Origin of the sequence: Flagellimonas sediminis (assembly GCF_010500845.1) — a bacterium.
GTDB classification, from domain to species: Bacteria; Bacteroidota; Bacteroidia; order Flavobacteriales; family Flavobacteriaceae; genus Flagellimonas; species Flagellimonas sediminis.
Map to the genome: position 1 here is coordinate 1 of NZ_JAAAMI010000008.1, position 18,723 is coordinate 18,723.

Below are 18,723 nucleotides of genomic sequence, written 5' to 3' on the forward strand. Positions count from 1 at the left end.
CTTCCAAGGTAAGGGTATTTCCACTCAAGCTAAGTGCTTGGTCGTCTGTATTGTCCAAATATCCGCTCAGGTCCACGTTGCCACCGTCCTCAAGGGTCAGGGTGTTGCCGCTCAGGCTCAAGGCCTGGTCATCGGTTCCGCTGTTATTGAAAACGGATAGGTCCACACTGTTACCATCGGCGATGGATAGGGTGTTCCCTGATAGGTTCAAGGTCTGGTCATCGGTATCCGTGTCAATGGAACTGATGTCGATGGTGTTGCCACCGGTGATGCTCAGATCCGTTCCACTCAATGATAGGGTCTGGGCATCCGTGTTCACACCTGAAATATCAATTGTGTTCCCTTCGGAAATCGTCAGGTCGGAACCTAAAATACTCAAGGTCTGGTCATCGGTATCAGTATCGATACTACTGATATCGATGGTGTTGCCTCCTGTAATGCTCAGATCGGTTCCGCTTAAGGAAAGGGTCTGGGAATCCGTATTGGTATCTATCAGAGCCGCCAAATCAGCCAATGCTACAGAATAGGTATTGCCCTCCGAATCTGTAATGACCAAGTTGGTGTTGGTGCCATCTATTCCAAATGAGGCGACCGTAGTATTGGTATCCGTTAAGCTATCACTTAAACTACTCAAGTCCACATTGGCACTTCCGCCGTTTTCCAAGGAGAGTGTTAACGTCTTGGAAGTTCCATCAAAGGTGAACCCTGTCAACTTTTGACTATCCGTCGATGTTAATTCCCATGAGTTACCATCCCAAAAGTAAATGGTACCGGTATTGGTATTCACATAAATATCCCCAATATCGGCACCAGTGGGGCTTACAGCCCCTGGGCTGGAAACATCGGTTCCTTTTAGGACTTCACAATTACATTGATCCTGTAGGGTTACTGTAGTTTGGGAAAAGGCAATTCCTGTAAAAAGTAAAAACAGTAGGGCAACTATGCTCTTTTTCATGAGGTTACTATTGGTTGAGGCTCGGTATTCGTATGTTTTTTGTTGTTGTAGTTGTTCCATTATTGGCGATTCTGACAAGACAGAACACCTCGAATTTTACAACTCCCTACAAAATTACCTTTACCTATAGGGGTAGAAAATATTTGTTGTGTACTAGTTAAATCTAACAGTATAGCCACCAAATTCTGAGGTTACTCTTTAAAGTTTTTATCATTTTTTAAGACTGTTCATCGATGAGACCTGAGAAATACATAGGCTGGAGCCACCTCGATAAGTTTAAAATTGTATATAAAATCTTACATTTTTAAATGCCTATTTAATGTGATATCACTCATTTTCGAACGATGTCATTTCAAAACAAATAGATTGAATTGCCAAAAGAAGATTAGAAATAAAGAATTTCGTAAGGTTTGGCCCAAAACAAAATGACCCTCCGAGGAGGGTCATTTTAGATCTTTACAAATTGATTGTCAATAATTTATCATTCAAATATGATGAATTCTGAACGTCTGTTCAATTGATGTTGCTCTTCTGAGCAACGAACACCGTTCATACATTCATTCACCAAGCGGGTTTCCCCGAATCCTTCTCCTTGAAGTCTATCCTTGGCTATGCCTTTAGAAATCATATACTTAACTGTAGACTCAGCTCTCTTTTGAGATAACCACAGGTTATAGGCATCATCCCCACGGCTATCAGTATGAGAATTTACCTTGATCTTAAGGCTTGGATATTTTTCCATGGCCACAATCACTTTCTGAATCTCAATTTCAGCATCGGGCCTGATGTTGTATTTGTTCAAATCGAAATAAATGGTACTTAACTGCAATAGCTTGGCCAAATCGTCACCGAACCCTCCGGTAACCAAATCCCTTTCCAAATAAAAGTCGATAATCCTTGGCTTTCCATTTGATTTACCCAGATATTCTTCCGCCGGAACATACCCATCCCTAGATGCCCGAACAAAGTTTCCTTTGGAACAATCCAATTGCAGGAAGTAATTCCCATTCGAATCCGTAATAGTAGAAGAAATCTCGTTGTTCTCCTCATCGATCACCTTCACGGTGGCACCTGCCAAAACTTCGTTGGAAATGCGATCCCTTACCGTACCCGACACATCCTGGATGCAATCCAATACCAAAGGTTCGTTTTCCACAAATGAATAGATGTCGTCATCCCCCATACCTCCTTCCCTATTGGAAGAAAAATATCCGGTTTTTCTTTCGGGATCAAAAATAAAAGCGAAATCATCACTTGGGCCATTGATCGGCTTACCCACATTTACTACTGGCTGGTCATAATCGTCAAAGGCAATCTTAGTGGCAAATACATCCAATCCACCCAATTCGAAATGGCCATCAGAAGAAAAATACAAGACCCCATCAGAAGTAATGAAAGGGAAGGTTTCCCTGGCCATGGTGTTGATGTTTTTACCCAAATTTACAATGGGTCCATAGGTGCCATCACCAATAATATTGGTCATGAATATATCCGATTGTCCCAAACTTCCGGGCATATCGGAAACAAAATACAATCGTTTTCCATCTGGACTCAACGCAGGGTGAGCCACAGAATAAGAATCACTGTTAAATGGTAGTTCTGTAATATTCGTCCATTCACCGTTCACTTTTTCGGCACTGTAAATCTTCAATCGGGTAATACCTTCGCCATCCTTGTATTTTTTCCCATCCATGAAATTGTTTCGGGTAAAATACATGGTGTTCCCATCCTTGGTGATTACTGAGGTGGACTCGTGGAGTCTGGTATTGATCTCGCCCTCTAACTTCATCACATTGTCAGTAGAAGCACTATCCGCATTTACCTTGTATAAATCCAAGAAGTCCCTAGAATTCCATGTATGGCGGTATCTTGCCAAATTTCCGGTATCACGATCAGAAGCAAAAATGAGCCCCTTTTCGTAATAGGATGCAGCGAAATCAGAGTACTTACTATTATAACCAAATGGTTTAACGGTATACCTTCCCGAGTTCTCCTCGATCTTGGTCATATAATCGTCATCAAATCCGCCGGTATAGGAAGCCGTCATGCTTTTGAATTCCTCCATTAAGCGAGCTGCTTCATCATAATTGCCAATGGATTTCAAACTTTGGGCGTAACGGAACACATATTCCACTTCCATTTCATCTGGAAATTCCCCTTCCAGTTTTTTATAGATTTCCGCTGCTTCTTGGTATTTGGCATTGAAATAATAGGAATTCCCCAATTTCTTCAATAGGTCAGGAGAAGAATAGCCTTTGTCCAATACTTTTTTATAAATATCGATGGCAGGACTGAAGGAATACTCCCGATAGCGCTCATCGGCCTTCTCTATGGTCCTATCAATCTTTTTGTCGGGAATGCTGTCCTGGGCGGCCATTTTGGCCACCGAACCTGAAAGTACAATAAGTAAAATGAGTATTCTTTTCAGCATCCTAAACTATATTAAAAGAATCTTGGTGATACGGTTCTTTGGAAACTCTTCAGCAACTCCACTCTCAAAAATATCTCGAAGGATCCATCGTTGAACTGAGTTCCGCCCAATTCGGTGGTTTCCCTGTCATACGCCAAACCAACCATCAATTGCTCTGTCAGTTGGAAGCCGACCAAGCCGCTCAAAGCGGCGTCCCAACGGTAAGCGGCTCCAAAACTGAACTTGTCCGCAAACAAAAAACTAGCGGAAACATCCACTTGCAATGGGGCGCCACCCACCGCCTTGGTCAATAATGCCGGTTTAAACTTCAAGTCTGGACCCATATCGAATACATAACCGGTAATGAAATAAAAGTTGATGCGCTGGGCCGATAAAAAGTTAACCGAATTACTGGTATTGTCGTTGTCGAAATATTCGGTCTCCAAAATATTGGGTGCCGATAAACCTGCATAAAAGGTATCGGTATGGTAGTAAATGCCCAATCCGAAATTGGGCGTGAACTTGTTGTCTATATTGTTTTGGTTCACCACTTCTTGATCAAAGTTGCGGAGCCCATTAAAATCCAAACTGATCATATCGCCGCCTGCCTTTAAGCCGAAGGATAACTTGGCATCCCTGGCAAATTCCAACGTATAGGAAATGGCCGCATCCAAATAGGTCTGTTGCACCACCCCGTCACCAATATTGTCGTTCACCACAGAAATACCATAACCCAACCTGCTATTCCTGATGGGGGAATGTAGGTTGATAGTAAAGGTCTCTGGAGCACCGTCAAGTCCAACCCATTGGGAACGGTACAATCCGGCAAAACTCAATTGCCCGCGAGATCCGGCATATGCAGGGTTTACACTTAATGTATTGTACATATATTGAGTGTATTGGGCATCTTGCTGGGCATATAACCCCACGGAGATCATTCCAATAACTATCAACGTAAATAAAAAACGCATTCTTACCATTCTATCAATATGTTACCTGCTTATATAGATATATTCGGAATCCGTGAAACTGCCTTCATCCGTTTCGTAGTTAAAGATATAAAAATACACTCCTGCTGGGAGATAATCGTTGACACTCAAAGAAGACCTTCCTCTTGAACGGCCATCAAAAACATTGTTGATGTTATCATAGTTCGTGCCTTCATATACGGCAACACCCCATCTATTGAAAATCTTCAACGTGCTGGATTTGATCCTATCAACACCCCTGATGAAAAGGAAGTCGTTCTTCAAATCGCCGTTCGGTGTCAGCATTTGGTTCACTTCAATTTTGGAATCGTCATCAATACCATCCACGGTTACCGTCACAATTGCTGAATCGCAATTTTCAGAATTGGATGCTTCGCAAATCGTATAGCCGATGGTATAGGTACCGTCTTTTGTGCCAGGAATCACCATTACGCTGCCATCTTCATTAATGACGAGTTCATCCGTTGGGGTCGATGTTAAAATCACATCATCCAAGGTAACAGATTCACCGTTCAGCGTATCATTACTTAGCACGTTACTGTTTGGAATGATGCCTTCTGCATCGGCTTCATAACTATCATCCACGGCATCGATAACATTTACCATAGGTTCCGTTACCTCGACTATCACCGAGGCTGTATCACAGTTTTCCATATTCGCTGCCTCACAAATAGTGTAGTTGATGGTATAGGTGCCTTCGGCCGTACCCGGGCTAACGGTTACACTACCATCTTCATTGATAGTCAATTCAGCAGTTGGTGTTGACGACAAAATGACATCTGCCAAAGTCACAGGGGTTCCGTTCAAGGTGTCATTATCCAAAACATTGCTGTCTGTAATCAATCCGCCATCGGTATCAGCACTGTAAGCATCATCTACTGCATCTATTATATTGGCCATCCCTTCGGCAACCTCCACGGTTACGGTTGCAGTATCACAGTTTTCCATATTCGCTGCCTCACAAATGGTGTAGTTAATGGTATAGGTACCTTCAGCAGTACCTGGAGTCACGGTTACACTGCCATCTTCATTGATAGTTAATTCAGAAGTTGGAGTGGATGTTAAAATAACGTCCTCAAGGGTTACAGATGCCCCATTAAGCGTATCATTATCCAAAACGTTACTACCTGCAATTGCACCGCCAGTTGTATCCGCATTGTAGGCATCGTCCATGGCGTCAATAACATTCGAGGTGCCTTGTGTCACTTCAACAGTCACGGTTGCCGTATCACAATTGCTTGGATTGGCTGCTTCGCAAATGGTATAATCGATGGTATAGGTTCCTTCTGCAGTTCCTGGGTTTATGGCTATGGTGCCATCTTCGTTTATGGTCAGCTCAGTAGTTGGGGTCGATGTCAAAATCACATCCCCCGGAGTTACCGGTGCACCGTTCAAGCTATCGTTGTCCAACACATTGCTGTTTGGAATCACTCCGCTGGCATCGCCACTGAACGAATCCTCAACCGCATCGATGACATTCGAGGTGCCTTGGGTCACTTCCACCGTAACGGTTGCCGTGTCACAATTGGTTGGATTGGACACTTCGCAAATCGTATAGTCAATAGTATAAGTGCCTTCTGCTGTACCTGGGTTTATGGCTATGGTGCCATCCTCGTTGATGGTCAGCTCAGTGGTTGGGGTCGATGTCAAGATCACTTCCCCAGAAGTAACCGGGGCCCCGTTCAAGGTATCGTTATCCAGCACGTTGCTGTTGGGAATCACTCCGGATGTATTGCCACTAAAGGTGTCGTCCACCGCATCGATGACATTCGAGGTGCCTTGGGTCACTTCCACCGTAACGGTTGCCGTGTCACAATTGGTTGGATTGGACACTTCGCAAATCGTATAATCAATGGTATAAGTACCTTCTGCAGTACCTGGGTTGATGGTAATGGTACCATCTTCGTTGATGGTCAGTTCTGCCGTTGGAGTCGAGGTCAATATCACATCTCCTGGAGAAACGGGTGCACCGTTTAAGGTATCGTTATCCAATACATTGCTACCTACAATTCCTTCACCGGTAGTATCGGTACTGAAAGAATCGTCGACAGCATCAAGAGTATTCGCTCCCACCTGAATGGTTACTGTCGCCGAAGCACAAACATTGGGATCCACAGCAACGTTGCACACTTGATAAACTATTGTTACCGTAGTATTGGATTCTTCCAAAGTTGGTGTATAACTCAAGATTCCTGTCTGAGCATCCAGGCCAACAGTACCCAAAGCACTTCCACCAATTTGGGAAAGGGAAGTTATCCCTACATTGTTCCCATCATTATTAGGCAGAAAATCATCATTTTCCAAAATATTGATGGCTACCTCAGTAAGCGCTGGGGTCGACCCTGAATCGTCCATTGCCGTTGCCTTTAATGGATTTGGATCAGTGCCGTTCGGATTTCCATCATTGTCACAATCCAATGCATTCCATTCCGCCGAAGGCGTCAAGGTTACACTTTCTGGCTTATAATCACATGGATCCAACGGATCGGTGCCATCTTTCTTTTCGTCTTCATTGGTTACCCCATCACCATCGCAATCGGAACTATTCCAAGTGGATGACGGACTAACAGATTGGCTTCCCAAAATAAAATCACAAGGATCATTAGGATCGGTGCCATCTTCTTTTTCTTTACCATTGGTCACTCCATCGCCGTCACAATCGACGGTCAGGTAGCCACCACTTTGTGGTAAGGTTACATGCTCAGGATTATAATCGCATGGGTCCAAAGGATTGGTGCCGTCTTCCTTTTCATCACCATTGGTCACTCCATCGCCATCACAGTCCAATTGTTTCCACGAATCTGATGGTTCACAATTTTGATGCTCCCAAACAAAATCACAGGAATCCAAAGGATCGGTGCCATCTTCTTTTTCTTTACCATTGGTAACCCCGTCACCATCACAATCCAATTGCTTCCATGCATCGGATGGTGTACAATTTTGATGTTCCAAAATAAAATCGCAAGGGTCAAATGGATCCGTTCCATCCTCAACTTCCTTTTCGTTGGTCACCCCATCACCGTCGCAATCCATTTTATTCCAGCTATCAGGAACAGTACAGTTTTGATGTTCCACAATCAAATCACATGGATCGAAGGGGTCCGTACCATCCTCAATTTCCTTTTCGTTGGTCACCCCATCACCGTCACAATCCATTTTTTTCCAGGAATCCGGAACGGTGCAGTTTTGATGTTCCACGATCAAATCACAGGGATTTAATGGATCTGTCCCATCTTCCTTCTCCTTTTGGTTGGTAACCCCATCCCCATCACAGTCCATATTTTTCCATGCGGTGGTCGGAGCACAATTTTGATGTGCCAAGATAAAATCACATGGGTCATCTGGATCAGTGCCGTCCTCTTCTTCCTTGTCACAGCTCACCCCATCACCATCACAATCGGTAACAGAAGTGAACATTATACCAAAAGAATTGGCATGATGGCTATCGATACGCTTTTGAAAAGGGTCCCAAAGACCCGAAAGATTCCAAAGGGAATTGTTGGATAATTCACCTACTTGGTACACTTGGTTATCCCAAGAACCATTAAAAGGCAAAGTATATGAAGGGGCAACACTAAGGGAAGAAAATAGTCCAAAAACCCATAATAGGGCGACAACACGAATATGTCGGACTAGACTGTTCCCAAGTCTTACAAAAGTAATGTTCTCCATAAATGATAAGTTTTGGTCAACTGATCACCATGGCAAAATATAGGTTCCCGTAAGCGTAAGAAATTGGGGTTTCTTCGTAATTCTAAGTGTTCTTGTGCTTTGACACACCACTTCTCAATTTCGTCACATATTTAAAGCATTTGAAGCTCACTGCCTATTTTAATCGATAAAAGGCGTATTCCTCATCATTATTGACCATATCTGCTGTTGCAACAAAAAGATAATTGGGGGTATCTCCTGAGAAAGAACAAAAACGGGGGGAAATTACTCCACTTTTTGGTTCTGAAGAATTTGAACACCTTATTTTTTCCCAATAATATCAACAATTCCCAATCCATTCATAAATGTGGCCCAAAACAGATAATTACCCTATTTTTGCCGAAATTTTTGTTGATGGATTTTGAAAAGGAAATAGCAAGAAGAAGAACCTTTGGGATTATCTCCCACCCTGATGCCGGGAAGACCACACTTACCGAAAAACTGCTTTTATTCGGTGGGGCCATCCAAGAAGCTGGTGCCGTAAAAAGCAATAAAATCAAGAAATCGGCTACCAGTGACTTTATGGAGATTGAGCGTCAGAGGGGGATCTCTGTGGCTACTTCTGTTTTGGCCTTTATCTATAAAGACAAGAAAATCAATATCTTGGACACGCCAGGTCACAAGGATTTTGCCGAAGATACCTTCAGGACCTTGACTGCCGTTGATAGTGTGATTGTTGTGATCGATGTGGCAAAAGGTGTTGAGGAGCAGACCGAAAAATTGGTGGAAGTTTGCCGCATGCGCAACATTCCCATGATTGTGTTCATCAACAAATTGGACCGGGAGGGCAAAGATGCCTTTGACCTTTTGGATGAAGTGGAACAAAAATTAGGGCTTTCCGTGACCCCATTGAGTTTCCCAATCGGGATGGGATACGATTTTAAGGGCATCTATAATATTTACGAGAAGAATATCAACCTATTTAGCGGTAACAGCAAAAAAAACATTGAGGAAACCATTGCCTTTGATGATATTGAAAATCCTGAACTGGAAAAAATCATTGGTGCCAAAGCCGCCCAAAACCTACGTGACAACTTGGAACTGGTCAGTGGTGTTTACCCTAATTTTGATAAGGAAACCTACTTAAAAGGCGAACTGCAGCCCGTTTTCTTTGGGTCTGCCCTGAACAATTTTGGTGTCCGTGAACTCTTGGACTGTTTTATAGACATTGCCCCATCCCCTAGGGCCAAAATGGCAGAGGAGCGTTTGGTAAAGGCCAACGAAAAGGAGTTTTCCGGATTTGTCTTTAAGATCCATGCGAACATGGATCCCAAACATCGTGACCGCTTGGCATTTGTAAAAGTGGTATCCGGTACTTTTGAAAGGAACATTCCCTACCTACATGTGCGGCAAGATAAAAAATTGAAGTTTTCCAGCCCCAACGCCTTTTTTGCAGAAAAGAAGGAGATTGTGGATATTTCATTTCCCGGGGATATTGTGGGACTTCATGATACGGGAAATTTTAAGATTGGGGATACCCTTACCAGTGGGGAAAAATTGCACTATAAGGGCATTCCAAGCTTTTCACCCGAGCATTTTAGGTATATCAACAATGCCGATCCGATGAAGGCGAAACAATTGTTCAAAGGTATTGACCAGTTGATGGATGAAGGCGTGGCCCAGTTATTTACCTTGGAACTGAACGGAAGAAAGGTCATAGGAACGGTTGGTGCACTTCAATACGAAGTTATCCAATATCGATTGGAGCATGAATATGGCGCCAAATGTACCTATGAAAATTTCCCGGTATACAAGGCTTGTTGGGTAGAACCCACGGACAAAAACAATGAGGAGTTTGCCGAGTTCAAGCGGGTAAAACAAAAATTCCTGGCCACTGATAAACGGGGACAGTTGGTATTTTTGGCCGATTCACAATTTTCACTGCAGATGACACAACAGAAATATCCCTCGGTAAAACTGCACTACACTTCAGAGTTTGAATAAATATTAAATGTTCCATCAAGCACAGTCGAGATGTTTATCAAGCTTACACATCATCTAGTTCACGACTGTACTAGAACTGACACGTATTGTATTTTACTTAGATGAATTTAAGCTTCGCCAGTTGGTCCGAAATTCAATGGAATAGCTGGCTGTTCATAATCCTTGATGGGTCCATGAGCCTTTTCAAAACGGGCCACGTTTTCATTCAAAGCCTTTAAAAATTTTTTGGCATGCTGCGGGGTAAGGATGATCCGACTTTTCACCTTTGCCTTGGGAGCTCCCGGCATCAAACTAATAAAATCGACCACAAATTCCGATACGGAATGATTGATGATGGCCAAATTGGAATACGTTCCCTCAGCGGTTTTCTCATCCAATTCTATATTGATCTGTTTTTGATTTTGGTTTTGTTCTGCCATAAATGTATTTCTTAAGCATAAAAAAACCCTGACCGTTTGGCCAGGGTTTCGTTTTTATTTAGAATTTGAATTCCTCTTTTCGGGCCATGATTTCATCATATTCTTCTTTTGAGCCTACTATGATACTGTCATAATCCCTCATACCGGTACCGGCAGGAATCTTGTGTCCAACAATCACGTTTTCCTTCAATCCTTCCAAACCATCAACTTTACCGTTTACGGCGGCTTCGTTCAACACTTTGGTAGTTTCCTGGAACGACGCTGCGGAGATAAATGATTTGGTCTGCAACGAAGCCCTTGTGATACCTTGAAGGATCGGTGTAGCTGTGGCTGCAACCGCATCCCTTGCGGACACCAAGTTCTTGTCCTCCCTCTTAAGGATAGAGTTCTCGTCCCTTAGCTGACGGGCTGTCACAATCTGACCTGGTTTCAACCTTTCGGAATCCCCTGCATCTTCCACAACCTTCTTACCGAAGATTTCATCGTTCTCATGGATGAAGTCGTCCTTGTGTACCAATTGGTTCTCCAAGAAGATGGTATCTCCTGGATCCTCGATCTGCACCTTACGCATCATCTGTCTCACCACAACCTCAAAGTGCTTGTCGTTGATCTTCACACCCTGTAAACGGTATACTTCCTGAACTTCGTTCACCAAGTATTGTTGTACCGCAGATGGTCCTTTGATCGCCAAGATATCCTCTGGAGTGATAGAACCATCGGACAAAGCCATACCAGCACGTACGTAGTCATTTTCCTGAACCAAGATCTGGTTGGAAAGTTTCACCAAGTACTTTTTCACCTCTCCGGTTTTGGACTCAATAATGATCTCACGGTTACCGCGCTTGATCTTACCGAAAGATACCACACCGTCAATTTCAGTTACCACAGCAGGGTTGGATGGGTTCCTTGCTTCAAAAAGCTCGGTTACCCTAGGAAGACCACCGGTGATATCCCCTGCCTTTGCAGATTTACGTGGGATTTTTACCAAGATCTTACCTTCCTTGATCTTCTCACCATCATCTACCATCAAGTGGGAACCAACAGGCAAGTTGTATGAACGAATGGTTTCTCCTTTACCGTCTTTGATCAAAAGGGTAGGGATCAAACGCTTGTTCCTTGATTCGGAAATAACCTTTTCTTGGAAACCGGTCTGTTCGTCGATTTCAACCTGATAGGTCATACCCTGCTCAATATTCTCATATGCGATCTGTCCTGTAAACTCGGAAACGATAACACCGTTATAAGGATCCCACTGACAAATCACGGTACCTCTGGCGATTTTCTCCCCATCCTTCACGAACAATTGGGAACCATAAGGAATGTTATTGGTACTCAACGTAATACCGGTCTTCGCATCGATGATCTTGATCTCGGTAGTCCTAGAGATCACAATGTTGGTTTTGTTACCCTCATTGTTCTCCCCTTCTACCATCCTAAGGTCTTCTATTTCGGCAATACCGTCAAATTTGGATTCCAAACGGCTATCCTCGGAAATGTTACCGGCAATACCACCCACGTGGAAGGTACGCAATGTCAACTGTGTACCAGGTTCCCCAATGGATTGTGCAGCAACCACACCAACGGCCTCACCTCGCTGTACCATTTTGTTGGTAGCAAGGTTTCTACCATAACATTTGGCGCAGATACCTTGGGCGGCCTCACAGGTCAGCGCAGAACGTACTTCCACTTTCTCGATAGGAGCAGCTTCCACTTTCCTCACATCGGCTTCGGAAATTTCCTGGCCGGCCCTCAGGATCAACTCCTCGGTCAATGGGTTATATACATCATGAAGGGAAACCCTACCCAAGATTCTTTCACCTAGGGATTCTACAATTTCCTCATTCTTTTTCAAAGCTTCTACCTCAATACCGCGCAACGTACCGCAATCCTCAATGTTGATGATCACATCTTGGGATACATCCACCAAACGTCTGGTCAAGTAACCAGCATCCGCAGTTTTCAAAGCGGTATCCGCAAGCCCCTTACGGGCACCGTGGGTTGAGATAAAGTATTCCAAAATGGACAATCCTTCCTTAAAGTTGGAAAGGATCGGGTTTTCAATGATCTCTCCACCACCAGCAGTCGATTTTTTAGGTTTGGCCATCAAACCACGCATACCGGTCAACTGACGAATCTGCTCTTTAGAACCCCTCGCACCGGAATCCAACATCATATATACAGAGTTGAATCCTTGTTTGTCCTCACGGATACGCTTCATGGCCAATTCGGTCAACATAGCGTTGGTAGAGGTCCAAACGTCGATTACTTGGTTGTATCGTTCGTTGTTGGTGATGAGACCCATGTTGTAGTTCATCATGATACCATCAACCTGCTCATTGGCCTCGGCGATCATTTCATGTTTTTCGGCAGGGATAATAATATCTCCCAAGCTGAAGGACAAACCACCCTTGAAGGCGAATTCGTAACCCATGGTCTTGATCTTATCCAAGAAATCAGCGGTAGTCGGTACATCGGTTACCGCAAGAATGTCCCCGATGATGTTTCTAAGGGCTTTCTTGTTCAATACGGTATTGATGTATCCTGCTTTTTCTGGCACAACGGTGTTGAACAATACACGGCCTACAGTGGTCTCGATGATCTTGGTCACCAATTCTCCTGCTTCGTTGAAATCCTTGGTCCTTACCTTAATAATGGCGTTCAAGGCCACTTTCTTCTCATTAAAGGCAATTTCCACTTCCTCTGGGGAGTAGAAGGTCAACCCTTCACCCGCAACAGGCTCCTCTGGAGTAGATTTTTTCTCTTTGGTCATGTAGTACAGACCCAAAACCATGTCTTGGGAAGGTACGGTGATCGGAGAACCGTTGGCAGGGTTAAGGATGTTCTGTGAAGCCAACATCAACAATTGAGCTTCCAAAATGGCCTCTGGCCCCAATGGCAAGTGAACTGCCATCTGGTCCCCATCAAAATCCGCGTTAAATGCGGTACAGGCCAATGGGTGCAAGCGGATTGCCTTACCTTCAATCAGTTTTGGCTGGAACGCTTGGATACCCAATCTGTGCAATGTGGGGGCCCGGTTCAACAATACGGGGTGTCCTTTTAGGACGTTTTCAAGGATATCCCATACTACAGGCTCCTTCTTGTCAATGATCTTTTTGGCAGACTTAACGGTCTTTACAATACCCCTTTCGATCAACTTACGGATGATGAACGGTTTGTAAAGCTCGGCCGCCATGTCCTTTGGAAGACCACATTCGTACAATTTCATTTCCGGTCCAACGACGATTACGGAACGCGCGGAGTAATCTACACGTTTACCCAAAAGGTTTTGACGGAAACGACCTTGTTTACCTTTCAAAGAATCAGAAAGGGATTTCAATGGTCTATTGGATTCAGTTTTTACCGCAGATGCCTTTCTTGTGTTATCGAACAACGAATCCACAGCTTCCTGAAGCATACGTTTTTCGTTACGCAAGATCACCTCCGGTGCCTTGATCTCCATCAAACGCTTTAAACGGTTGTTACGGATGATTACCCTTCTGTACAAATCGTTCAAATCGGAAGTGGCGAAACGGCCACCATCCAATGGTACCAACGGACGCAATTCTGGTGGGATAACGGGAATCACCTTCATGATCATCCACTCGGGTCTGTTTTCCCTGTTGTCCTGAGATTCACGAAGGGCCTCAACCACCTGAAGGCGTTTCAACGCTTCGGTCTTACGCTGCTTGGAAGTTTCGGTATTTGCCTTGTGACGAAGTTCGTATGACAATTGTTCCAAGTCGATACGCGCCAAAAGGTCGATCAAACACTCGGCACCCATTTTAGCGATGAACTTGTTGGGGTCCGTGTCTTCCAAATACTGGTTTTCAGAGGGAAGGGACTCCAAAATGTTCAAATATTCCTCTTCGGTCAAGAAATCCAATTTATGGATTTCCTCTCCTTCTGGTCCTTTGGCAATACCTGGTTGGATGACTACATACCTTTCGTAGTAAATGATCATGTCCAACTTTTTGGAAGGCAATCCCAAAAGGTATCCAATCTTATTCGGCAATGAACGGAAGTACCAGATATGTGCCACAGGAACCACTAGGTTGATATGCCCTACACGGTCCCTACGAACTTTTTTCTCTGTTACTTCAACACCACAACGGTCGCAAACAATACCACGGTAACGGATACGCTTATACTTACCACAGGCACACTCATAGTCTTTTACTGGACCAAAAATACGCTCGCAGAACAATCCATCGCGCTCGGGCTTGTGCGTTCTATAGTTAATGGTTTCAGGCTTCAACACCTCGCCACGGGACTCTGCCAAGATAGACTCTGGAGAAGCCAATCCGATGGAGATTTTGTTGAACCTTTTTGGTGCGTTATTGTCTTTTATTCTAGCCATAACAATATGGTGATGATATAATTAATATGTATAGTGTTCTATTCTTCCAATCTGATATCCAAGCCCAAGCCTTTAAGCTCGTGCATCAATACGTTGAAAGATTCCGGTAATCCAGGTTCTGGCATGGTCTCGCCTTTCACGATGGATTCATAGGTCTTGGCCCTTCCGATCACGTCGTCGGACTTCACTGTCAAAATTTCCCTTAGGGTAGCTGATGCTCCGTAGGCTTCCAATGCCCATACTTCCATCTCACCAAAACGCTGACCACCGAACTGGGCCTTACCACCCAATGGTTGTTGTGTGATCAAAGAGTATGGTCCGATAGAACGTGCGTGCATCTTATCATCCACCATGTGGCCCAATTTCAACATATAGATCACACCAACGGTAGCGGCTTGGTCAAAACGTTGACCGGTTCCACCATCATAAAGGTATGTATGTCCAAATCTTGGCACACCAGCTTTGTCGGTAAGCTCGTTGATCTCGTCCAGAGTAGCACCGTCAAAGATTGGGGTACCATATTTTTGGCCCAATTTTAAACCTGCCCAACCCAATACGGTTTCGTAAATCTGACCAATGTTCATCCTTGAAGGTACACCTAGTGGGTTCAATACAATATCCACTGGGGTTCCATCCTCCAAGAAAGGCATATCCTCTTGACGGACGATACGGGCCACGATACCTTTGTTACCGTGACGACCTGCCATTTTATCACCAACTTTCAACTTACGTTTTTTGGCGATGTATACTTTGGCCAACTTCATGATACCTGCTGGAAGTTCATCCCCCACGGAAATCGTGAATTTATCCCTTCTTAAGTTACCCTGAATGTCATTCAATTTGATCTTATAGTTGTGCAAAAGATCGGCCACCAATTCATTGGTATCTTCGTCAGTTGTCCAGCTTCCGCCAACCAAGTGGGCGAAATCGTCAACAGCGTTCAACATTTTGATGGTGTATTTCTTTCCTTTTGGAAGTACTTCTTCACCCAAATCGTTAATAACACCTTGTGATGTTTTACCGTTGATCAGACCAAACAATTTCTCGATAAGGATATCTTTCAATTGTTGGAACTTCACTTCGTAATCCATCTCCAATCTGGTGATGGCTTCCTTATCCTCGGAACGTTTTCTCTTATCCTTGATGGAACGGGAGAACAATTTCTTGTCGATAACCACACCGCTTAAGGATGGGGATGCTTTCAAAGAGGCATCCTTAACATCCCCTGCCTTGTCACCAAAGATGGCACGCAACAGTTTTTCTTCAGGTGTTGGATCGGATTCTCCTTTAGGAGTGATCTTACCAATCAAGATATCGCCAGGTTTTACTTCGGCACCGATACGGATCATACCGTACTCGTCCAAATCCCTGGTCGCTTCTTCGGATACGTTTGGAATATCATTGGTCAACTCCTCAGCACCCAATTTGGTATCCCTTACTTCCAAGGCATACTCATCAATGTGGATAGAGGTAAAGATGTCTTCGCGCACCACTTTTTCAGAGATTACGATCGCATCCTCGAAGTTGTACCCTTTCCAAGGCATGAAGGCTACCTTCATGTTCCTACCCAAGGCCAATTCACCTTTTTCGGTAGCATATCCTTCACAAAGTACCTGACCTTTTTTCACCTTGTCCCCTTTTCTAACGATAGGTTTCAAGTTGATGCTGGTACCTTGGTTGGTCTTTCTGAACTTCACCAATTCGTAGGTCTTGGAATCTTCTTCGAAGCTTACTAAACGCTCTTCCTCGGTTCTGTCATATTTAATGGTAATCTTCTGTGCATCCACATATTCCACAACCCCATCTCCTTCGGCATTGATCAATACCCTGGAGTCAGTGGCTACCTGTCTTTCCAAACCGGTACCTACGATAGGAGATTCTGGACGCAACAATGGAACTGCCTGACGCATCATGTTCGATCCCATCAACGCACGGTTCGCATCATCATGCTCCAAGAAAGGAATCAAGGAAGCAGAAATGGATGCAATCTGGTTGGGGGCAACGTCGGTATAGTTTACTTCCACTGGGTCAACCACTGGGAAGTCACCTTCGTCACGAACAATAACCTTATCGCGCTCAATAGTACCATCATCGGCCAATGGAATGTTGGCCTGGGCAATCTTCATTCCTTCTTCTTCCTCTGCACTTAGGTAAATATGGTTTTTCACATCTACTTTACCATCTGCCACCTTACGGTAAGGAGTTTCCAAGAAGCCCATGCTGTTCACTTTCGCAAATACGGACAAGGAAGAGATCAAACCAATGTTCGGACCTTCAGGTGTCTCGATAGGACACAACCTTCCGTAGTGGGTATAGTGAACGTCTCGCACCTCGAAACCGGCTCTTTCACGGGAAAGACCACCTGGTCCCAATGCGGACAATCTTCTCTTGTGTGTAATCTCCGCCAATGGGTTGGTCTGGTCCATGAACTGAGACAACTGGTTGGTACCGAAGAAAGAATTGATCACGGAAGACAAGGTCTTGGCGTTGATCAAATCGATCGGGGTAAATACTTCGTTGTCACGAACGTTCATACGCTCACGGATGGTACGGGCCATACGGGCCAAACCTACCCCGAACTGCTGGGACAATTGTTCCCCAACGGTACGTACACGACGGTTGGACAAGTGGTCGATATCATCGATCTCCGCTTTGGAGTTGATCAACTCGATCAAATACTTGATAATGGTGATGATGTCTTCCTTGGTAAGAACTTCTTTGTCCATACCGATGTCCAAGCCCAATTTCTTGTTCATCCTGTAACGACCAACTTCACCCAAAGAGTAACGCTGATCGGAAAAGAACAATTTCTCGATAATACCACGAGCAGTTTCCTCATCGGGCGGCTCGGCATTACGCAATTGTCTATAGATGTGCTCTACCGCTTCTTTTTCTGAGTTGGTAGGGTCTTTTTGCAATGTATTGTGGATAATGGCATAGTCAGACTGTGCATTGTTCTCCTTGTGAAGCAAAATAGTCTTCACGTCGGCATCAATGATCTCATCGATATGCTCTTTTTCCAAAATAGTATCACGGTCCAGGATAATCTCGTTACGTTCGATGGAAACTACTTCTCCAGTGTCCTCATCTACGAAATCCTCATGCCATGTGTTCAACACCCTAGCGGCCAATTTACGGCCCAATACTCGGGATAGTCCGGCTTTGGTTACCTTAATCTCTTCAGAAAGGTCGAAGATCTCAAGAATATCCTTATCCCTTTCAAATCCGATGGCTCGGAAAAGGGTGGTTACCGGTAATTTTTTCTTACGGTCAATATAGGCGTACATTACACCGTTGATGTCCGTAGCGAATTCGATCCAAGATCCTTTGAAAGGGATAACCCTTGCAGAGTACAATTTGGTTCCATTGGCGTGGAAAGATTGCCCAAAGAAAACACCGGGCGATCTGTGCAACTGGGAAACCACTACCCTTTCGGCACCATTGATCACGAACGTTCCACTTGGGGTCATGTATGGAATGGTACCCAAGTACACATCTTGAACGATGGTCTCAAAATCTTCGTGTTCTGGATCGGTACAATAAAGTTTAAGACGTGCCTTTAACGGAACGCTATAGGTAAGTCCACGCTCGATACATTCTTGAATGGAATAACGTGGTGGATCTATGAAGTAATCCAAAAATTCCAGTACGAACTGGTTTCTGGTATCAGTAATTGGAAAATTCTCCATGAAGGTGTTGTAGAGACCTTCGTTCCCTCTTTCGTCAGATTTGGTTTCAAGCTGGAAAAAATCTTGAAATGATTTGATCTGAATGTCCAAGAAATCCGGGTATTCCGGTATGTTCTTAGCGGATGCGAAATTAACTCTTTCAATAGTGTTTGTGAACATCTATGGACAAATTTTGAACGTGAATACTATTCGGGTCTGTGTACGGCTTTATACACTCCTTATTAAAATAGGCTAAGGTCTAACCATAAA

General features: G+C 44.1%; 8 protein-coding genes. 1 reads left to right on the plus strand and 7 read right to left on the minus strand.

Going from position 1 to position 18,723, the window contains the following annotated elements; translation table 11 throughout:
• The 4 genes from GTK07_RS14390 to GTK07_RS14405 form a co-directional block, all read right to left on the minus strand.
• Nucleotides 1-955, minus strand: a 955-nt coding sequence (locus GTK07_RS14390) for a hypothetical protein (protein WP_417939477.1), incomplete at its 3' end; no start/stop codon positions are given.
• 481 nt (nt 956-1,436) lie between these two features.
• Nucleotides 1,437-3,386 (minus strand): OmpA family protein, encoded by a 1,950-nt coding sequence (locus GTK07_RS14395; RefSeq protein WP_163635956.1) that lies wholly within the window; start codon nt 3,384-3,386, stop codon nt 1,437-1,439.
• A gap of 11 nt (nt 3,387-3,397) precedes the next feature.
• On the minus strand, nt 3,398-4,345 hold the full coding sequence (locus GTK07_RS14400; protein ID WP_163635957.1) for a PorP/SprF family type IX secretion system membrane protein: 948 nt from the start codon (nt 4,343-4,345) through the stop codon (nt 3,398-3,400).
• A gap of 12 nt (nt 4,346-4,357) precedes the next feature.
• Entirely contained in the window at nt 4,358-8,026 is a 3,669-nt protein-coding gene (locus GTK07_RS14405) for a T9SS type B sorting domain-containing protein (protein ID WP_163635958.1), read from the minus strand.
• 393 nt (nt 8,027-8,419) lie between these two features.
• Here GTK07_RS14405 and GTK07_RS14410 point away from each other — a divergent pair, with 393 nt between their 5' ends.
• Complete coding sequence (locus GTK07_RS14410) at nt 8,420-10,009, plus strand: peptide chain release factor 3 (protein WP_163635959.1); 1,590 nt, start codon at nt 8,420-8,422, stop codon at nt 10,007-10,009.
• 107 nt (nt 10,010-10,116) lie between these two features.
• Here the strand turns inward: GTK07_RS14410 and GTK07_RS14415 are convergent, their stop codons facing one another.
• The 3 genes from GTK07_RS14415 to rpoB are packed head-to-tail and all read right to left on the minus strand — an operon-like array spanning nt 10,117 to nt 18,633.
• On the minus strand, nt 10,117-10,428 hold the full coding sequence (locus tag GTK07_RS14415; RefSeq protein ID WP_163635960.1) for a DUF3467 domain-containing protein: 312 nt from the start codon (nt 10,426-10,428) through the stop codon (nt 10,117-10,119).
• A 58-nt stretch (nt 10,429-10,486) separates the two neighbouring features.
• Nucleotides 10,487-14,785: a DNA-directed RNA polymerase subunit beta' gene (gene rpoC / locus GTK07_RS14420; RefSeq protein WP_163635961.1), complete on the minus strand. Its 4,299-nt coding sequence runs from the start codon at nt 14,783-14,785 to the stop codon at nt 10,487-10,489.
• Between the two features lie 38 nt (nt 14,786-14,823).
• Nucleotides 14,824-18,633: a DNA-directed RNA polymerase subunit beta gene (rpoB, locus tag GTK07_RS14425; RefSeq protein WP_163635962.1), complete on the minus strand. Its 3,810-nt coding sequence runs from the start codon at nt 18,631-18,633 to the stop codon at nt 14,824-14,826.
• Nucleotides 18,634-18,723: the final 90 nt, after the last annotated feature.